At 70.3% G+C, this 19,131-nt stretch carries 17 protein-coding genes; 12 read left to right on the top strand and 5 right to left on the bottom strand.

Annotated elements, in window-relative coordinates:
* Positions 1 to 7 precede the first annotated feature (7 nt).
* Both LBN7_RS13120 and LBN7_RS13115 read right to left on the bottom strand, forming a co-directional pair.
* Complete coding sequence (locus LBN7_RS13120; RefSeq protein WP_116635461.1) at positions 8 to 508, bottom strand: amino-acid N-acetyltransferase; 501 nt, start codon at positions 506 to 508, stop codon at positions 8 to 10.
* Positions 509 to 725: 217 nt separating this feature from the next.
* Positions 726 to 3,254, bottom strand: coding sequence for an ATP-dependent Clp protease ATP-binding subunit (locus LBN7_RS13115; protein WP_341947540.1), 2,529 nt, complete (start codon positions 3,252 to 3,254; stop codon positions 726 to 728).
* A 265-nt stretch (positions 3,255 to 3,519) separates the two neighbouring features.
* Between LBN7_RS13115 and LBN7_RS13110 the strand changes: the two genes are divergently transcribed.
* The gene (locus LBN7_RS13110) at positions 3,520 to 4,152 is read left to right on the top strand and encodes a hypothetical protein (RefSeq protein WP_341947539.1); all 633 of its coding nucleotides are present in this window, start codon (positions 3,520 to 3,522) and stop codon (positions 4,150 to 4,152) included.
* Entirely contained in the window at positions 4,149 to 4,385 is a 237-nt protein-coding gene (locus LBN7_RS13105; RefSeq protein ID WP_307379645.1) for a helix-turn-helix transcriptional regulator, read from the top strand. Before LBN7_RS13110 ends, LBN7_RS13105 begins: the two co-directional genes overlap by 4 nt.
* Positions 4,386 to 4,476: 91 nt before the next feature.
* Here the strand turns inward: LBN7_RS13105 and LBN7_RS13100 are convergent, their stop codons facing one another.
* The gene (locus LBN7_RS13100) at positions 4,477 to 4,857 is read right to left on the bottom strand and encodes a YbjQ family protein (protein ID WP_407359889.1); all 381 of its coding nucleotides are present in this window, start codon (positions 4,855 to 4,857) and stop codon (positions 4,477 to 4,479) included.
* 96 nt (positions 4,858 to 4,953) lie between these two features.
* Here LBN7_RS13100 and LBN7_RS13095 point away from each other — a divergent pair, with 96 nt between their 5' ends.
* Both LBN7_RS13095 and LBN7_RS13090 read left to right on the top strand, forming a co-directional pair.
* On the top strand, positions 4,954 to 5,295 hold the full coding sequence (locus LBN7_RS13095) for a hypothetical protein (RefSeq protein WP_407359888.1): 342 nt from the start codon (positions 4,954 to 4,956) through the stop codon (positions 5,293 to 5,295).
* A 151-nt stretch (positions 5,296 to 5,446) separates the two neighbouring features.
* Positions 5,447 to 6,877: a dicarboxylate/amino acid:cation symporter gene (locus tag LBN7_RS13090; protein WP_407359887.1), complete on the top strand. Its 1,431-nt coding sequence runs from the start codon at positions 5,447 to 5,449 to the stop codon at positions 6,875 to 6,877.
* 104 nt (positions 6,878 to 6,981) lie between these two features.
* Here LBN7_RS13090 and LBN7_RS13085 read toward each other — a convergent pair whose 3' ends face one another.
* Both LBN7_RS13085 and LBN7_RS13080 read right to left on the bottom strand, forming a co-directional pair.
* Positions 6,982 to 8,712 carry a cation:proton antiporter gene (locus LBN7_RS13085; protein WP_407359886.1) on the bottom strand — a complete coding sequence of 577 codons (1,731 nt, stop codon included), beginning with the start codon at positions 8,710 to 8,712 and terminating at the stop codon, positions 6,982 to 6,984.
* A 43-nt stretch (positions 8,713 to 8,755) separates the two neighbouring features.
* On the bottom strand, positions 8,756 to 9,934 hold the full coding sequence (locus tag LBN7_RS13080; RefSeq protein ID WP_116635454.1) for an NAD(P)/FAD-dependent oxidoreductase: 1,179 nt from the start codon (positions 9,932 to 9,934) through the stop codon (positions 8,756 to 8,758).
* Positions 9,935 to 10,012: 78 nt separating this feature from the next.
* Here LBN7_RS13080 and LBN7_RS13075 point away from each other — a divergent pair, with 78 nt between their 5' ends.
* From LBN7_RS13075 to LBN7_RS13040, 8 genes are all read left to right on the top strand, one after another.
* Positions 10,013 to 10,522, top strand: coding sequence for a MarR family winged helix-turn-helix transcriptional regulator (locus LBN7_RS13075; RefSeq protein ID WP_116635453.1), 510 nt, complete (start codon positions 10,013 to 10,015; stop codon positions 10,520 to 10,522).
* A gap of 42 nt (positions 10,523 to 10,564) precedes the next feature.
* Positions 10,565 to 11,605 (top strand): LLM class flavin-dependent oxidoreductase, encoded by a 1,041-nt coding sequence (locus LBN7_RS13070; RefSeq protein WP_407359885.1) that lies wholly within the window; start codon positions 10,565 to 10,567, stop codon positions 11,603 to 11,605.
* A 107-nt stretch (positions 11,606 to 11,712) separates the two neighbouring features.
* Positions 11,713 to 12,978, top strand: a complete 1,266-nt coding sequence (gene glp, locus LBN7_RS13065; RefSeq protein WP_407359884.1) for a gephyrin-like molybdotransferase Glp — start codon at positions 11,713 to 11,715, stop codon at positions 12,976 to 12,978.
* Positions 12,975 to 13,622 carry a molybdenum cofactor guanylyltransferase gene (locus LBN7_RS13060; protein ID WP_407359883.1) on the top strand — a complete coding sequence of 216 codons (648 nt, stop codon included), beginning with the start codon at positions 12,975 to 12,977 and terminating at the stop codon, positions 13,620 to 13,622. The genes glp and LBN7_RS13060 overlap by 4 nt, the downstream gene beginning before the upstream one ends.
* The gene (locus LBN7_RS13055) at positions 13,619 to 13,903 is read left to right on the top strand and encodes a DUF6457 domain-containing protein (RefSeq protein WP_407359882.1); all 285 of its coding nucleotides are present in this window, start codon (positions 13,619 to 13,621) and stop codon (positions 13,901 to 13,903) included. Before LBN7_RS13060 ends, LBN7_RS13055 begins: the two co-directional genes overlap by 4 nt.
* Before the next feature lie 146 nt (positions 13,904 to 14,049).
* Positions 14,050 to 15,438: an MFS transporter gene (locus LBN7_RS13050; RefSeq protein ID WP_116635449.1), complete on the top strand. Its 1,389-nt coding sequence runs from the start codon at positions 14,050 to 14,052 to the stop codon at positions 15,436 to 15,438.
* A gap of 2 nt (positions 15,439 to 15,440) precedes the next feature.
* Positions 15,441 to 16,997 (top strand): FAD-dependent oxidoreductase, encoded by a 1,557-nt coding sequence (locus LBN7_RS13045; protein ID WP_407359881.1) that lies wholly within the window; start codon positions 15,441 to 15,443, stop codon positions 16,995 to 16,997.
* A complete protein-coding gene (locus LBN7_RS13040; RefSeq protein ID WP_407359880.1) occupies positions 16,994 to 19,060 on the top strand; it encodes a molybdopterin oxidoreductase family protein in 2,067 nt (688 codons plus the stop codon). The genes LBN7_RS13045 and LBN7_RS13040 overlap by 4 nt, the downstream gene beginning before the upstream one ends.
* The last annotated feature ends 71 nt before the right edge of the window (positions 19,061 to 19,131 follow it).

Below are 19,131 nucleotides of genomic sequence, written 5' to 3'. Positions count from 1 at the left end.
CCGTCGGTCAGAGCACCTTGAGCATGCGCGTGTTGCCGAGCGTGTTCGGCTTCACGTGCGCGAGGTCGAGGAACTCCTCGACACCCGCGTCACCGCTGCGCAGCAGCTGCGAGTACACGTCGGGGTCGACGACCTGCTCGCCGATCGGGGTGTAGCCGCGGCGTCCGAAAAACGAGACCTCGAAGGTGAGGCAGAACAGTCGCGAGAGGCCGAGCGCGCGGGCGGTCTCCTCGAGGCGGTCGACGATCCCGCGGCCGACGCCGTGGTGCAGCCAGTCCTCGCGCACGAGGAGCGTGCGCACCTCGCCGAGGTCCTCCCAGATCACGTGCAGCGCGCCGCATCCGATCAGCTCGCCGTCGGCCTCGGCGACGACGAACTCCTGCACGGCACCGTAGAGCACCGCCAGGTCCTTCCCGAGCAGGATGCGCTGCTCCACGAGCGGCTGCAGCAGGTTCCGGATGCCGACGATGTCGGCGCTGCGCGCCGGTCGGACGATGTACTCGCTCACCCGTCCAGCCTAGACACCTGCAGGCTGTGCACTCTGTGAACGACTCCGTCCATGCACAACTTCGGATCCGGGGAGGCGCCGCGCCGCTCGCCACCGCCTCCCCGCGGCATTTCGCCGCTGACCTCCGAAGTCGTGCGCTGGGGCGGGGCCCGGTATGCCCCGGGAACAGAGAAGGGGCGGATGCCGCAGCATCCGCCCCTTCCACGATTCGGCTGGGTCACTCCCCGCTGGCGACCGCCAGGTCGGGGGTGCCGGAGATCCCGGCGCCGCCGGTGTTGATGCCGACCGCCACCTTCTCTCCGCGCGGACCGTGCTCGAACAGGAACTCGCCGTTCGCGGCATCCACCTTGACGTGGTCGCCGGAGTTGAGCTCGCCGTGCAGGATCTTCTCGGACAGACGGTCCTCGACCTCGTGCTGCATCGCGCGACGCAGCGGACGGGCGCCGAGAGCCGGGTCGAAGCCGATCTCGATGAGACGCTCCTTCGCCGCCTGCGACAGCTCGATCGTCATGTCGCGGTCCAGCAGACGCTCGCCGAGGCGCTTGGTGAACAGATCCACGATCTGCACCAGCTCGCTCTTGGAGAGCTGCGGGAACACGATGATGTCGTCGACACGGTTGAGGAACTCGGGCTTGAAGTGCCGCTTGAGCTCTTCGTTCACCTTGCCCTTCATCCGGTCGTAGCTGGTCGAGTCGTTGCCCTCGATCTGGAAGCCCACCGGGCCGCCGGCGATGTCGCGCGCACCGAGGTTGGTGGTCATGATGATGACCGTGTTCTTGAAGTCCACGATCCGACCCTGACCGTCGGTGAGACGACCCTCTTCCAGGATCTGCAGCAGCGAGTTGAAGATGTCCGGGTGGGCCTTCTCGATCTCGTCGAAGAGCACCACGCTGAACGGCTTGCGGCGCACCTTCTCGGTGAGCTGGCCACCCTCTTCGAATCCGACGAATCCGGGAGGGGCACCGAACAGACGCGAGACGGTGTGCTTCTCGCCGAACTCGCTCATGTCGAGCGAGATCAGCGCGGCCTCGTCGTCGAACAGGAACTCCGCGAGGGCCTTCGCGAGCTCGGTCTTTCCGACGCCCGTGGGGCCGGCGAAGATGAACGAGCCCGAGGGACGCTTCGGGTCCTTGAGTCCGGCGCGCTGGCGACGGATCGTCTTGGAGAGGGCGGCGATCGCCTCCTCCTGACCGATGACGCGCTGGTGCAGGGCCTTCTCCATGAAGACGAGCCGCGAGGACTCCTCTTCCGTGAGCTTGAACACCGGGATGCCGGTGGCCTGCGCGAGGACCTCGGCGATCAGACCCTCGTCGACGACCGCGGAGGTCGCGACGTCGCCCGCACGCCACTGCTTCTCGAGACGCAGTCGCTCGGCGAGGAGGCTCTTCTCCTCATCGCGGAGGGACGCGGCCTTCTCGAAGTCCTGCTCCTCGGAGGCGACTTCCTTCTGCTCGCGGACCTTGGCGATCTTCTCGTCGAATTCGCGGAGCTCGGGCGGGCTCGACAGGATGCTGAGGCGCAGACGCGCACCGGCCTCGTCGATCAGGTCGATCGCCTTGTCCGGCAGGAACCGGTCGGAGACGTAGCGGTCGGCGAGGTTCGCCGCGGCGACGATGGCGCCGTCGGTGATCTGCACCTTGTGGTGCGCCTCGTAGCGGTCGCGCAGCCCCTTGAGGATGTTGATCGCGTGCGGCAGCGTCGGCTCGTTCACCTGCACCGGCTGGAAGCGGCGCTCGAGCGCGGCATCCTTCTCGAAGTGCTTGCGGTACTCGTCGAGCGTGGTCGCACCGATCGTCTGGAGCTCACCGCGGGCGAGCAGCGGCTTCAGGATGCTGGCCGCGTCGATCGCACCCTCGGCGGCACCCGCACCCACGAGCGTGTGGATCTCGTCGATGAAGACGATGATGTCGCCGCGCGTGCGGATCTCCTTGGTGACCTTCTTCAGGCGCTCCTCGAAGTCACCGCGGTAGCGGGAGCCGGCGATGAGCGAGCCGAGGTCGAGCGAGTAGAGCTGCTTGTCCTTCAGCGTCTCGGGGACATCGCCCTTGACGATGGCCTGAGCGAGACCTTCGACGACGGCGGTCTTGCCGACGCCGGGCTCTCCGATCAGGACGGGGTTGTTCTTGGAGCGGCGGGAGAGGATCTGCATGACCCGCTCCGCCTCCTTCTCGCGACCGATGACCGGGTCGAGCTTGTTGTCGCGCGCGGCCTGGGTCAGGTTGCGACCGAACTGGTCGAGGACCTGCGATCCGCCCTGCGCGCTCGGGGTGTCGTTGGTCTGCGCGCCGACGGATGCCGGCTCGCGGCCGGGGGCACCGGAAAGGAGCTGGATGACCTGCTGGCGCACCTTGTTGAGGTCGGCGCCGAGCTTGACGAGCACCTGGGCGGCGACGCCCTCGCCCTCGCGGATGAGGCCGAGGAGGATGTGCTCGGTGCCGATGTAGTTGTGGCCGAGCTGCAGGGCCTCGCGGAGGCTCAACTCGAGCACCTTCTTGGCGCGGGGCGTGAACGGGATGTGGCCGGTCGGCTGCTGCTGACCCTGGCCGATGATGTCCTGCACCTGCTCGCGCACCGCGTCGAGGGAGATGCCGAGACTTTCGAGCGCCTTGGCGGCGACGCCCTCGCCCTCGTGGATGAGGCCGAGCAGGATGTGCTCGGTGCCGATGTAGTTGTGGTTGAGCATCTTCGCCTCTTCTTGGGCGAGGACGACCACTCGACGGGCTCGGTCCGTGAATCTCTCGAACATGCTGTGACTCCTTATTCGCACTGGGGCGAAGCGCTACGTCAAAGACGGCGATCTGCGCTTGTACATCGAGAGTAACCACCGCTCAGGCGCTGTATGCCCGTGTTCGCCGTGGGCATAGCCCGTCGCTCCCGTGGCACGTGCGGCGGGTGCGACGGCCGAGCTCCCGCCGTTTCTGCCACGGGAACGCACGCCGGGGTTGACGGATGTATCGACAGTCGATAACTTAACGTTTATCGACAACAACGACTATCGATAAGGAGTGGGGATGATGAACGTGGAGAAGCAGGGATCGAAGCAGGGCGAGCTGTCCCGGGGGGACAAGGGGAGCCTCATCGCCTTCTGCATCGCCGGCGCCGCGATCGCGGCATACATCGCCGTCCACTCGATCATCCGCATCATCGGGCTCGGCTCCGGCACCGCAGTCCCCGTGATGCTCGAGTTCGTCGACCAGCCCGTCGACGTGCCGCTCGGTGCCGGCGGGGCGGACCTCACCCTCGACCTCGATCGCGCATCCGTCACCGCCGCGGACCTGCCGCCGTTCGCGGTCGTGCCCGGCATCATCGGCCAGGTGCTGCAGATCCTCACGATCGTCGTCGTGATCGGATGCCTGCTGCTGCTCGCCCGCAGCATCCTCGGCGGCACGGTGTTCAGCCGCCGGAACACCGCCCTCGTGATGACCGCCGGGATCACCGGTCTCTTCGGCTTCGCGGCCGTGCGGTTCTTCGACAACATGCTCGCCAACGCGACCGTCAGCGCGGTCACGGACAATGCCTTCGATACGGCGGTGATGAGCGTCGAGCCGTTCACCTTCATCCTCGGCGCCTTCATCCTCGCGGTGATCGGCACGGCCTTCTCGGTCGGCGATCGACTGCAGCGCGAGACGGAGGGCCTGGTGTGAGCCCCGCCGAGAACGACGAGGAGTTCACCGGCATCCACTGCCGACTCGACGAGCTGCTGGCCGAACGCGGCATGACGCTCACCGAGCTGAGCGGGCTGGTCGGCGTCAGCATCGTCAACCTGTCGGTGCTGAAGAACGACCGCGCTCGCGCGATCCGCTATTCGACCCTGCGGGCGATCTGCGATGCCCTCGGGTGCGAGGTCGGCGAGCTGCTGGTGCTGGCGCCGCGCTGACGCTCGGCCTCGATGCCGTTCCGGTCGCACTTCCTCATGGATTCGAGGGTCGGGAGCGGTACAGACTGCGACGCGAGCGTCGTCGGGCGATTCAGACGGCGGGCGGCGGAGTTTGCGGCGACGTCGGAGCAGCGGATGCCGGTGGCGCCGGCTGCCCGATCGGCTCGACCACCACGGCAGTCCCGTACCCGCACACCTCGCTGAAGTTGCCGATGGACCCGGTGTCGAAGCGCATCGCGACGATCGCGTTCGCGCCGCGCTGCTGGGCCTCCGCCCACATCCGGCCCATCACCACTTGGCGGCTCTCGTACATGACCTGCGTGTACTCGGGGATCTCGCCGCCACCCAGCGAACGGAATCCGGCGGTGAAGCTCTGCCCGAAGTCGGTCGAGCGGACCGTGAGGCCCATGACCTCGCCGAGCACCTGGGTGATGCGGTATCCGGGAACGTCGTTCGTGGTCACGATGAACATGAGGACATCGTGGCAGAAGCATCCGCTCCTGACACGGGCAATTGTGCCCATGCAAGCCCCTCTATGAATCGGCTGTGAAGCAGTAGCGTTGGCCCCATGAAGATCAACGACCGGAACCTGCGCACCCCCAGCCGCCTCCTCCTCGCCCTGCCGATCGCCGCGCTCGCGTTCTCGCTCGCCGCGTGCGGCGGACCGAGCCGCCCGTCCGAAGCCGATGTCGCGAAGGGACTCGCCGAGTTCTTCGACAGCCAGGGCATGGGCGACCAGATCGACGCCGACGCCGCCGAATGCCTGGCGGAGTACCTCGTCGACTCCGAGCTGAGCAACGAGACCCTCACGTTCCTCGCGAACGGCGAGGACAAGCAGAAGAACGAGGCCGACAAGGCTCTCACCACGCAGATCATCTCGGACAACGTCCAGGAGTGCATCGCCGACTGATTCCGGCGGCGCGAGGCGCAGCGGATGACGGGTGCCCGCGGCATCCGTCATCCTTCGTCATATCGGGCCGGGGAATGACGGGGCGCTCCTAGCGTTGAGCGTTATGGCGTGCATTCGGCCCGCCGCGATTTCCTGGAGTTCCCCACACACCATGAGCACTACCGCACGCGCCCAGAAGGCGCCTGACACCCGCGGTCCGGTCCGGAAGCTGCTGACCTCGTTCGGCTTCCAGATCCTCGCCGCCCTCGTCCTCGGCATCGCCGCCGGCCTGATCGCCCGCCAGCTCGGCGCGACCTCGGAGAGCCCCAACGGACTGTCCGCGACCCTCGACACGATCGGCAGCTCGTACGTGACGCTGCTGCGCGCCGCCGTCGTCCCGCTGATCTTCACGGCCATCGTCGCGAGCATCTCGAACCTGCGACGCGTGCAGAACGCCGCGCGCCTCGCCGGCCAGACGCTGCTGTGGTTCGCGATCACCGCGTTCATCGCCGTGACCATCGGCATCGTCCTCGGCCTCGTCATCCAGCCGGGCTCGAAGGCCGGCGAGGGCCTCACGCCTGGTGAGCCGTACACGGTCGGCACGTGGTGGAACTTCCTCCTCGGCCTGATCCCGCAGAACTTCCTCGGACTCGGTGCGAGCACGCAGGTCGACCTCGAGACCGGCAGCGCCACCTCCAGCATCAGCTTCAACATCCTGCAGGTCATCGTCGTGGCCGCGGCCGTGGGCATCGCCGCCCTCAAGGCCGGCAAGAAGGCCGAGCCGTTCCTCGCGTTCACCGAGTCGCTGCTCAAGGTCATCCAGCGCGTGCTGTGGTGGATCATCCGAATCGCACCGCTCGGCACGTTCGGCCTGATCGGCGCCGCGGTGGTCGAGTACGGCTGGGAGAAGCTGGCCTCGCTCGCGTGGTTCGCCGCAGCGATCTACATCGGCCTCGCGCTCGTGCTCTTCGTCGTCTATCCGATCCTGGTGAAGACGCACGGCCTGTCGATCAAGCAGTACTTCTCGGGCGTCTGGCCTGCCGTGCAGCTCGCCTTCGTCAGCCGCTCGTCGATCGGCACCCTGCCGCTGACCGAGCGCGTCACCGAGCGGAACCTCGGCGTGCCCCGCTCGTACGCCTCGTTCGCCGTGCCGTTCGGTGCGACCACCAAGATGGACGGCTGCGCCGCGATCTACCCGGCCATCGCCGCGATCTTCGTCGCGCAGTTCTTCGGCATCGAGCTGAACTTCGTGCAGTACCTGCTGATCGTGATCGTCTCGGTCGTCGGCTCCGCGGCCACCGCGGGCACGACCGGCGCGACCGTCATGCTCACGCTCACGCTGTCGACCCTGGGACTCCCGCTCGAGGGCGTCGGCCTGCTGCTCGCGATCGACCCGATCCTCGACATGGGCCGCACCGCGGTCAACGTCGCCGGTCAGGCGCTCGTGCCGACGATCGTGGCCAAGCGCGAGGGCATCCTCGACGAGGAGCTCTACAACGCGCCGCGCGAGGGCCTTCCCTTCGCCGACGACAGCGACGCCGACGCCGACGACGCACCGGAGACGGATGCCGCCAGCGACAAGGAGCCGGTCGGCGCGCGCTGACCCCTGCTTCGCGGAAGCGCCCCGTCCCCTCGTGGGGCGGGGCGCTTCCGCGTACGCGGGCTGACGTTTCGGGGGCAGACGCGACGGATGCCGAAACCGGCGTTCTAGGCGCGGCCCTGCTCGCGCGTGGCGCCGCGGGTGTCGAGCGCGAGCTCCTCGGCATCCATCGCGGTCAGCAGCTCGCGCATCACCTCCTCGTCGAGGTTGCCGGCGTCGCGCTCCGCCAGGAGGATGTCGCGCCGCACCTGCAGCCATCCCCGCGACAGCGCGACCAGATCCTCGTACGAGGGCTGGTTCGCGGAATCCCCGACGCGCTGCGCCTCGTCGGTGTCCTTCTCGACCCGGGTCATCCGCTTCGTGAAGGCGTCGAAGAGGGGCATGTCGACCTGCCCGTGCGTCGCCTCCCACTCGAGGCGCTTCTCGGCGAGGAACGCCTTGCCGGCGGCACGGCTCTTCTCCTTCACGTCGGCCAGGGCCTTCTCGTCCTCGACCGCGTCGATGTCGCTCGCGATGCCGAGCCCGCGGATGAGCATCGGCAGCGTCAGCCCCTGCAGCAGCAGCGTCGCGACCGTCACGATGAACGCCACGACCACGATCGCGTGCGAGGCGTCCGAGTCGAGGGCCGCGAGATCGGCGGCGGCGAGCGCGGTCGCGAGCGTCACGACGCCGCGCATCCCGGCCCACGAGATGACCGCGTTGTCCTTCCACGTGAGCTGGAGTCCCGCCATCCGCTCACGCACGATCTGCGACCGCAGCTCCTCGGCGCTGTACTGCCCCCAGCGGCGGGACTGCTCACGGCGCTTGTCGAACTCCCCCGAGGCGATGCCGCGATCCATGCGGGCGAGGCGTCGGCGGTCCTGGAAGTTCGACCAGGCGCTGGTCGGGTAGACGTAGAGCGGGCGCACCACGAGCACGACCAGCAGCACCGCACCGGAGAGCAGCAGGATGTGCCCGACCGACTCGCTGCCGAGATCGCGGAGCACGCGCGGGAACTGCAGTCCGATGTAGGCGAACACGAAGCTCTCCAGCAGCAGGTCGGCCGAGAGCCACAGCGGCTTCTCCTGCTGCCGGGTGGTGTAGTCGGTGCGCGGAGCGTTGAAGCCGACGTAGAGTCCCATCGCGACGACCGCGAGCACGCCGGATCCGAGCAGGTGCTCCGCGATCGCGTACGCGCCGAACGGCGCCAGCAGCCCGAAGGTGCCGATCACGACGGGGTCGCTGATCCGCATGCGCAGCTGGTGCAGCACGACGCCGAAGACGAGGCCGACCACGACGCCGACCACGACCGCGAGCAGGAACTGCCAGATGCCGTCCCACACCGTCAGCGTCGCTCCGGCGAGGATCGCGGCGAACACCCGGTACAACGTCAGCGAGGTCGCGTCGTTGATCAGGCTCTCCCCCGACAGCACCGTCATGATGCGGCGCGGGAGCCCGAGCTTGCGGCCGATCGCCGCCGCCGAGACGGCATCCGGCGGAGCGACGATCGCGCCGAGCAGCAGCGCGCCGGGGAGGGTCAGCGCCGGGAAGATCCACCAGGCCACGAAGCCGACCGCGAGCGCGGTGAGCAGCACGAGCGTGATGCCGAGCCTGCGGATCTGCGGCAGGCTGCGTTTGAAGCCGACGAACGACACGTCCAACGCCGCCGAGTACAGCAGCGGCGGCAGCACGAGGTTCAGCAGCAGGTGCCCGTCGATGTCGACCTCGGGCACGAACGGCAGGAATGACGCGGCGAGCGCGACGATCGTGACGAGCAGCGGCGCAGGCCACCCGCGCCATCTCGCGATGGCGGCCACGGCGACGGCCCCGACGATCACGTAGAAGATCTCGGCATCCATGTGCCAACGCTAGCGGGGGAATGCGCGGGGAGGGAGCGCGGGGTCACCAGTGGACGACATGGTTGTAGAGATGATCGTTGCGGGTGTCCGACGAGGCGCTGCGCAGGAACCTCGGCAGCATCGCGTCGCGGAGGGCGATGCCGAGCCGGGACTTCGTGACCCGCTTGTTCCGGTTGACGGCTCGCGCGTACTTCACGACCTCTTCTGCTCGTGGCCGCCGGTCGCGCTCGTAGGCGGCGAAGGCCTGCTCGTGGTCGGCGGCGTCGCGCAGGTGCCTGGCGAGCACGATCGCGTCCTCCAGCGCGAGGGACGCGCCCTGTCCTGCACTGGGCGAGGTCGCGTGCACGGCATCACCCACGAGGACCAGTCGCCCTCGATGCCAGTGCGGGACGTGGGTGAGATCGGAGAGCGGATAGGCGCCGATCTCGCCCTCCACGTGCTCGAGGATCTGAGGCACGGGATACGGGTCGTCGGCATGCAGGTCGCGCAGTCGCGTCAACCAGTCCGTGTCCGTCATCGCGCGGGTCTCCGCGCGCCCGAGCGCCGGCGCCGTCACGTTGGCGAACCAGTAGGCGGTGCCGTCTTCGCGGACCAGGTAGCCGAAGAAGGACTTCGCCCCGAACACCATGTACTGCTCGCCGGGAGTCGGCGCGAGACCCGGCACCCGGGAGAATCCGCCGACGCTGATCAGCCCGCTCGGAGCGGGGGCCGGCGCCTGCGGATCGATGGCCATCCGCACGATCGATCCCACACCGTCGGCGCCGATGAGCACGTCGCCGCGGACGCTGCGACCGTCGGCGAAGTGCGCGACCACGGCATCCGGCGTCTCCTCGATGCGGTCCAGCCGTGCATCGAACGCGAGCGGGATGCCGGCATCCGTGATCGCCTCGCGCAGCACCTCGTGCAGCCAGGCGCGTCGCACGACGACGCTGCCGCGCTCCGGATCGCCGGCGGGCCCGTTCGGGACCACGCCGAGTCGCGCTCCCCGCCCGCTGAGCATCACCATGTGCGGGCTGAGGTGCCCGTCCGACACGAGCCGGTCGCGCAGCCCGAGCTCGTCGAGCACCGCGAGGCCGTTGGTGGCCACATTGAGGAAGAGCCCGCCGTACGGTGCCGGCGCGCTCCGCGCCTCGAAGAGCTCCACCTCCCATCCGGCACGGTGGAGGAAGAGGGCCGTGGCGGGTCCGGCGACGCCGCCCCCGATGATGAGCGCCTTGGGCATGCGTGGTTCCTTCGATAGTCTGAGAGCAGATGAGAGAGACTCTAAAAGAGAGTCTCTCGAATATAGAGAGATTAGCGGATGCCGGAGAAAGCGTCAACGCGCGATGCCGCGATCGCCCGTCAGGGCGAGGTGATGCGCGAGTTCATGGCCAGGTCGGTGCTGTTCCAGGAGGCCGTGGCGCGCTCGGGCGGCCTCAACGGCACCGATCTCCAGGCGGTGGGCCTGCTGCTGAGCGAGGGCCCGGCGACCCCCGGGGAACTCGCCGCGCGCTCGGGCCTGACCGCCGGAGGCGCGGTCACCGCCATGATCGACCGTCTCGAGCGGGCGGGCTTCGTCACCCGCACCCGCGACGAGACCGATCGCCGCCGCGTGATCGTCTCCGCGGTCCCCGAGACCGTGATGGCACGGGTCGGGCACATCTATGGGCGGGTCGCGGAACGCTGGAACGACTATCTCGACACCCTGACCGACGAGCAGATCGAGTTCGCGAACGAGCTGCTCGATCGCGCGGCGACCATCAACCGCGAGGAGATCGAGACCCTCCGCGATGAGACGCGCGGACCGTCCTCTCGCGCACCGCGGACCTGAATCCGGGGAATGCGCGGTGGCGTCTCGTGGTTTGCCCTGAGGATGTCTGAAATCGCTCTCTCCGTCCTCGACCTCGTCCCGGTGCGCACCGGCCAGACCAGCGCCGAGGCCATCGCCTCCTCGCTCTCGCTGGCGGAGACCGCCGACCGGCTCGGCTACCGCCGCTACTGGTTCGCCGAGCACCACAACATGCCGGCGGTCGCCTCCACGACGCCCCCGGTGCTGATCGCGGCGGCTGCGACCCGCACTTCGCAGCTGCGCCTCGGATCCGGCGGCGTCATGCTCCCGAACCACGCTCCGCTGATCGTCGCCGAGCAGTTCGCGGCTCTCGAGGCCATCGCCCCCGGACGCATCGACCTCGGTCTCGGGCGCGCTCCGGGCAGCGACCCTGTGATCACCCAGCTGCTCCGCGGGTCCGGCACCACGAGCGACGTCGAGCAGTTCCCGCGTCATGTGCAGGACATCGCGGCGCTCGTCTCCGGCGAGGGGGCGACCGTCCGCTTCACATCCGGCGGCGAGTACACGGTCCGTGCGACGCCCGCCGCGACCGGTGCACCCGAGGTCTGGCTCCTCGGGTCGAGCGACTACTCCGCCCAGCTCGCGGCCGCCCAGGGCCTGCCCTACGTGTTCGCGAACCACTTCTCGGGTCAGGGTCTCGAGCGTGCGCTCGATCTCTACCGCACCGGCTACCAGCCCAGCGAGGAGCACCCGACCCCGCGCACGTTCCTCACGGTCAACGTCGTCGCCGCACCGACCGCCGAAGAGGCGGAGGCGCGCGCGCTGCCGCAGCTGCGCATGATGGCGCGCCTGCGCCTGAACCAGCCGCTTGTCGCGCTGGAGACCGTCGAGGAGGCCGTCGCCGCCGAGACGGATGCCGCCACCGACCAGGTCATCCAGGCGGCGCGCTCGCGCTGGTTCGTCGGGACGGGCGCGTCGGTCGCCGCCGAGGTCCGCGCGTTCGCCGAGACCTACGGCGTCGACGAGGTCATGTTGTCGCCCGTCGCGGCTTCGTACGAGTCGGAGCCGCGGACGACCTCTCCCGGGCGTGCGCAGACGCTCGAGCTGATCGCCGCCGCGCTCTGATCGCCGCCGCGCCCTGATCCCACGCCGCTCTCCCTGCGCGGGAAATGTGCCGAAACATGGCGCACGAACCGCCGGGACGGGCGGCGACCCGGGCGTACGCTGAGTCCATGCGCGCCGCCTCTCCCCCGTCCGGCGCGCGCGCGATGCGCCGCACCGTGGAGGAGCACCTCGAGGTCGTCCTGTCCGCCGTCGCCCTTCTGCCCGCCGTGACCGTGTCGCTCGACGATGCCGTGGGACGCACGCTCGCTGCCCCCGTGCTCGCCCGCGTCGACGTGCCGCTGTTCGACAACTCGGCCATGGACGGCTACGCCGCCCGTCTCGAGGACGTCGCCGCCGCAGACGCCGAGCACCCGGTGACGGTGCGCATCGTCGCCGACATCCCGGCGGGCTCGCCCGTCGATCCGCCCCTCGCTGCGGGTGAGGTCGCCAGGATCATGACCGGCGCTCCCGTTCCCTCGGCGGCGACCGTGGTGATCCCCGTGGAGGACACCCACGGCGGATTCGCGCAATCGCCGATCACCGCGATCGTGACCGGCGCGCCGCGGAGCGAGGGCGCGCACATCCGGCGACGCGGTGAAGACGTGCGAGCCGGCGACGAGGTCGCTCCTGCCGGCATCGTCGTGGGCGCCCTGCAGGCGACCGCCTTCGCGGCATCCGGTGTGGATCGGGTCGACGTGCGGCGGCGTCCGCGCGTCGCCGTCATCTCCACCGGCAGCGAGCTCGCCCCGCCCGGCGGCGTCTTCGCCCGCGGGCAGATCCCCGAGTCCAACTCGATCCTGCTCGCGGCCTCGTGCCGGGAGGCCGGCGCCGACCTCGTCTCGGTGACGACGGTGACCGACGAGGATGCCGCGTTCGACGCGGCCTTCGCGCATGCCGTCGACGACCTCGGCGCCGACCTCGTCGTGACGTCCGGCGGGGTCAGCGCCGGCGCGTACGAGGTCGTCCGCAGCGTGCTGAGCGACCGGATCGCCTTCGTCTCCGTGGCCATGCAGCCGGGCGAGCCGCAGGCGTTCGGACGGGTCGGCGATGCGCTCGTGTTCGGCCTTCCCGGAAACCCGGTGAGCGTCGCGATGTCGTTCGAGGCGTTCGTGCGCCCTGCCCTGCTTGCGCTGCAGGGCAGGGCGGAGGTGCAGCGACCCACGATGCGGCTGCCCGTCGCGGCCGGATGGCGCACGAAGCAGGGGCGTCGACAGTTCGTTCCTGCGCGCATCGACCGGGATCCGACGGGATGGACGGTGCGACCGGCGACCGCGGGCGGATCCGGCTCGCACCTGGCGGCCGGACTGGCGCAGGCGGAGGCCTACGTGGTGGTTCCGGAGGATGTCGCGACCGTGAGCGCCGGCGACCTGGTCGACGTGGTGCTGCTCTCATGACCGCTCCCGCCCTTCCGCACGCCACCGGCGGCGTCGCCGCGATCATCCTCGCCGGCGGGCGCGCCTCCCGTCTGGGCGGAGCCGACAAGCCGCAGCTCGTCGTGGACGGCGAGACCCTGCTCGATCATGCGCTGCGCGCGGTGTCGTGGTGCGATCCCCTCATCGCGGTCGGACCGCCAGCATCCGTGCGCGCAGAGGTCGTCTGGACCCGGGAGACGCCCGCGTTCGGCGGCCCGGTGGCCGCGATCGCCGCCGGCCTCGCGCATGTCGACCGGGAGGAAGTCTGCGTCCTCGCTGCCGACACCCCGCGCGCCGTGGAGGCGGTCGCGCTGCTCCGCGCGCATCCGACGGGTGACGCCGACGGGACCTGTCTCGCGGATGCCGACGGCGTGCAGTGGCTGATCGGGCGGTACCGCACCGCCACGCTGCGCCGTGCTGTCGAGGCGCTTCCCGACGGCGGCCGCGACGCCTCGATCCGCTCCCTCGTCTCGGGGCTGCGCCTGGACCTGGTGAACGCCGGCGACCTGGCGGCGGACGTCGACACATGGGACGATCTGGAGCGTGCGAGAGCGCGAGCCGCTCAGGCCGCTCAGGCCGCTCAGGCCGCTCAGGTACGAGGACGCACGGATCAGGAGGCGACATGACAGACCAGCCGCGGCATCTCCCCGTCGACGCCCTGGAGGACTGGACCGCGGCGGTGTGCACCCGCCTGGGTCTGGATCGCTCCGACGTCGACGCGGCGCTCATCCTCGACCTGGCTCGCGACGTCGCGCACGGCGTCGCCCGCCCCGCCGCGCCGCTGAGCGCGTTCCTCGCCGGACTGGCGGCCGGCCGTGCCGGAGGAAGCCCGACCGACGCCGCGGACGCCGCGGCCACGATCAGCGAGCTCGCCGCCGGCTGGCGCACCGCGGACGATCACGGCTGAACGACCCCGCCGATCGCGAAGACCTCTCATCGGCCTCCTCGCCCGTGTGATGCAAAAGTAATCATCCGGAAATCGCCGAAGAGCAGTCGGGAAATACGTGACCCCTAGGTTCGGAGCATTCTTCCTCTCGAACTCCAGGAGCCGCGATGTCTCAGACGCTCGGAAACACCAGGGTCGACTCGGCCACCACCCTCACCCGCCGCGACGGTCGCTGGATCGACGGCTGGAACCCGGAGGACGCCGTCTTCTGGGCCGCGGAGGGCCGCGCGATCGCCCGCCGCAACCTCGGCTGGTCGATCTTCGCCGAGTTCCTCGGCTTCATCGTCTGGCAGCTGTGGAGCATCGTGGTCGTGCTGCTGCCGAACGCCGGCTTCACGCTCACCACCACGGAGTCGTTCTGGCTCATCTCGCTGCCGAGCCTCGTCGGCGCCACCCTGCGTTTCCCGTACACGTTCCTCGTCGCACGGTTCGGGGGCCGCAACTGGACCATCGTCTCCGCCCTGCTGCTGCTGATCCCAGCCGGCCTCCTCGGCGTCGTGGTGCAGAATCCCGAGACGCCGTTCGGCATCCTGCTGCTCGTCGCAGCCCTCGCCGGGTTCGGCGGCGGCAACTTCGCGAGCTCGATGTCGAACATCACCTACTTCTTCCCGCAGAAGGAGAAGGGATGGGCGCTCGGTCTGAACGCCGCCGGCGGCAACCTCGGCACCGCGGTCGCCCAGCTCGCCGTGCCGATCGTCGTGTCGCTCACCGCCGCCCTGACCTTCAACCTGTCGTTCGCCGGATGGATGTGGATCCCGCTCATCCTCCTCGCCGCCTGGGGAGCCTGGCGCTACATGGACAACCTGTCCTCCGCGAAGGCCGACTTCGCGGGTGCCGCCGCGGCCCTGCGCGAACCGCACCTGTGGGTGCTGGCCCTGCTCTACATCGGCACGTTCGGATCCTTCATCGGGTTCTCCAGCGTGTTCCCCAAGCTGATCGCCGACACCTTCCCGGAGTACTCGTCGTTCCAGGTCGGCACCGCCTCGCTCTCGCTCGCGTTCCTCGGCGCGCTGGTCGGATCGCTCGCCCGCCCCTACGGTGGCAAGCTCGCCGACCGCTTCGGCGGGGCGCGCATGACGATCGCCGCATTCGGCCTGATGATCGCCGGCGCTCTCTCACTGCTGCTCACGCTCGAGATGAACAGCTTCGCGCTCTTCCTCGGATGCTTCCTGTTGCTGTTCGTCGCCGCCGGCCTCGGCAACGGCGCGACCTACCGGATGATCCCGAACGTGTTCGCCGCCCGGGGCGCCGCCACCGCGGGCGACCCGCTGACGGTGAGCACGCAGCGCAAGGCCGCCGCGGCACTCGGGCTGATCTCGGCGATCGGCGCATACGGCGGGTTCGTCATCCCGCAGGTGCTGGCCGCCGCGAAGAACGCGAGCGGCTCCTACGCTCCGGCCTTCGCGGGCTTCGTCGGCGCCTACGTCGTGCTGCTCGTGATCACCGTCCTCGTCTACGCGATCCCGCGCGCCTCGCTCGCCGGACACCGGATCTGATCGTGCGGATCGTCGTCGTCGGCGCAGGTCCCGTCGGAATCCGGTTCGCGGAGGAGCTCCTGCCGCTCGTCTCCGCCGGCCGTGCGACGGTCACGGTGGTCGGCGCCGAGACGGCAGATCCGTACAACCGCGTGCTGATCGGCGAGTACGCCGTCGGGGAGGTCGCGGCATCCGAGCTCACGCTCACCACGGCGGCCGGCCTGCCGGGGATCGATCTGCGGCTCGGCGCCCGCGCCGAGCGCATCGACCGTGACGCGCAGCGGGTCGTCCTCGGCGACGGGTCCGCCGTCTCCTACGACCGGCTCGTGCTCGCCACGGGTGCCCGGCCGATCATCCCGACGCTGGACGGGCTGCACACCGTGGGCCCGGACGACAGCGGCCTCGACGCACGCCTGACGACGGGCGTGTGCGTGCTGCGCGACCTGTCGGATGCCGCCCAGGTGCGCGAGGTCGTGGAGCGCGGCGGGCGCGTGGTCGTCCTCGGCGCCGGCGTGCTCGGCATCGAGCTGGCCATGCTCCTCGCGGATGCGGGCGCGACACCGGCCGTGGCGCACTTCGGACCGATCCCGATGCCGCGGCAGCTCGATCGCGGCTCGGCCTCGGTCCTGTCCTCCGCCCTGGCGTCCGCGGGCGTCGCGCTGGTGCCGCACACCCGCGCCGAGGGCGTGATCGTCCGCGAGGACGAGAACGGAGAGCGCCGCTTCCGCGCACTCGTCAGCTCCGACGCCAAGCACATCGAGGGCGACCTGCTCGTGCTCTCGTGCGGCGTACGGGCGCGGACAGAGCTCGCCGAGGACGCCGGGCTCCGCGTCGGGAACGGCGTGCTGGTCGACAGCGACCTGCGGTCGTGGACAGACCAGCGCATCCACGCGATCGGCGACTGCGCCCACATCGCCGATCCGGAGCTCCACCTGCACGAGAAGCGCGTGCCCGGCGGTCCGAACGGCCTCGTCGGACCGGGCTGGCGCCAGGCCTCCTGGCTGGCCGCCCGCATCACCGCCGAGCTCGATGCCGCTCTCGACACCGGTCTCGACACCGCAGAGGATCACGCTCCGTTCCGCGAGGATCAGCCCGGTGTCGTGGTCCTCAAGGGCGAGCTCGTCGATCTCGTCTCGGCCGGCGACGTCTCGGCCGATCCGTTCGCGCCCGTCCCGGCCGGCGAGGACGCCCCGGGCATCGCGGTGTGGGCCGACCCGGAGCACGGCACCTACGTGAAGATGGCGACCCGCAGCGGGGTCCTGACCGGATTCGTCTCCGTGGGGATGCCGCGCACCGCGGCCGAGCTGAGCGTGCTGTACCTGCGCGGTGGCGAGCTGCCCGCCGATCGCTCGCTGCTGCTCCGCCTCGACGACGCCGACGAGGTCGAGACGGCGAGCGGCCGCGACGCCACCCTCTGCATCTGCAACGACGTGACGGTCGGACAGGTCGAGGACGCGATCGACGACGGCTGCGGCACGGTGGCCGAGGTCGGAGGCTGCACGCGTGCCGGCACCGGATGCGGCGGATGCCGCGCCCGCATCGCCGAACTCGTCCACGCGCACGCGGCGGCGACGGCATGACCGACACCCACTGCCCCTACTGCGCGCTGCAGTGCGCGATGACTCTCACCCCGGCGCCCGACGGCCCCCTCCCGGTCAGCGTCGCCGGACGCGATTTCCCCACCAACCGCGGAGGCCTCTGCAAGAAGGGCTGGACATCGGCCGAGCTTCTCGGCGACGCCGGCCGGCTGACGACCCCGCTGATGCGCGGGGACGACGGCGAACTGCATCCCGCGGACTGGGATGCCGTCCTCGACCTGCTCGCCGCACGACTGCAGGGCATCGCGGCGGAGCACGGACGCGACGCGATCGGGGTGTTCGGCGGGGGCGGCCTCACGAACGAGAAGGCCTATCAGCTGGGCAAGTTCGCGCGCATCGCGCTCGGCACGTCACGGATCGACTACAACGGACGCTTCTGCATGTCGTCGGCCGCCGCGGCCGCGAACCGCTCGTTCGGCATCGATCGGGGTCTCCCGTTCCCGCTGACCGATCTCGACACGGCCGAGACGATCCTGATGCTCGGGTCGAACGTGGGCGACACGATGCCGCCCTTCGTCTCGCACCTGCAGGGCGCCAGGGCGCGCGGCGGTCTCATCGTCGTCGATCCCCGACGCAGCTCGACGGCCCGCCTCTGCGCCGACGGCGGCGGCATCCATCTCCAGCCCGTGCCCGGCACCGACCTGCCCCTTCTGCTGGCCCTCATCCACGTGGTCATCGCGGAGCGGCTGTGCGACGCGGGATACGTGGCGCAGCGGACCTCCGGGCTCGAGCAGCTGCAGCAGTCCGTGTCGACGTGGTGGCCGGAACGGGCGGAGACGATCACGGGTGTGCCGGCGTCGCGCATCCGCGAGATCGCCCGCGCGCTCGCCCGCTCAGGCTCCGCCTACATCCTCACCGGCCGCGGCGTCGAGCAGCACGTCGACGGCACCGACACCGCGACCGCCGCGATCAACCTCGCCCTGCTGCTCGGGCTCCCCGGCACCCCGGGCTCCGGGTACGGCACTCTCACCGGGCAGGGCAACGGGCAGGGCGGCCGCGAGCACGGCCAGAAGGCCGACCAGCTGCCGGGATACCGCAAGATCACCGACCCCGCAGCCCGCGCGCACGTCGCCGCGGTGTGGGGTGTGGATCCCGATGACATCCCCGGGCCGGGCGTTCCGGCCGTGGAGCTGCTGCAGGGCGCGGGCCTCCCCGGCGGAGTGCGGGCGCTGCTCGTGCACGGCTCGAACGTCGTGGTCTCCTCGCCGAACGTCGCGACGGTCCGTGCGTCTCTGGGGCGCCTCGACCTGCTCGTGGTGTCGGACTTCTTCCTCTCCGAGACGGCGCGGATGGCCGACATCGTCCTCCCGGTGCTGCAGTGGGCCGAGGAGGAGGGCACCATGACCAACCTCGAGGGGCGCGTGCTCCGGCGCCGGCGGGCCATCGCAGCGCCGGCGGGCGCGCGCAGCGAGCTGTGGATCATGGCCGAGCTCGCCCGGCGCCTCGACGCTCCCGGCGAGTGGAGTCTCGAACCGTCCGAGGTCTTCGACGAGCTCGCCCGCGCCTCCGCCGGCGGCCCCGCGGACTACTCCGGCCTCAGCCATGCCCTGCTCGACCTCGGGGTCGAGGCGCACTGGCCCTTCCCGGTCGGCAGCCTCGGCACACCGCGTCTCTTCGCCGACCGCTTCGCCCACCCCGACGGCCGCGCGCGGCTGGTCGCGGTGCGGGCCCGCGAGCACGAGGCGGCGGACGGAGGCCGGCTCAACCTCGTCACGGGGCGACTGCTCGAGCAGTATCAGAGCGGCACGCAGACCCGCCGCGTCACCGAGCTCACCGCCAAGCGCGCGGCGCTCATCGCGCAGCTGCATCCCGCCACGGCCCGGCAGCACGGCATCGGCGAGGGCGACGGCCTCCGCATCGCGAACCACCGCGGCAGCGTCACCGCGCGTGCCGAGCTGACGCGCGACATCCGTCCGGACACCGTGTTCCTGCCCTTCCACTACCCGGATGCCGGCAGCGCGAACCTGCTGACCGACGACCGCGTCGACCCCCATTCGGCCATGCCCGAGTTCAAGCGCGCGCTGGTGAGCATCTCCCCGGAGTGACTCGGAGTGCCCCGGAGCGCCCTGTCAAGGCCTGGTGCTCGGCGTGCGCGAGGCGTAGCGTCACGAGCACG

Source organism: Microbacterium sp. LBN7 (assembly GCF_045690345.1).
Classification (GTDB): Bacteria; Actinomycetota; Actinomycetes; order Actinomycetales; family Microbacteriaceae; genus Microbacterium.
This window is presented reverse-complemented; position numbering and strand designations above follow the sequence as displayed.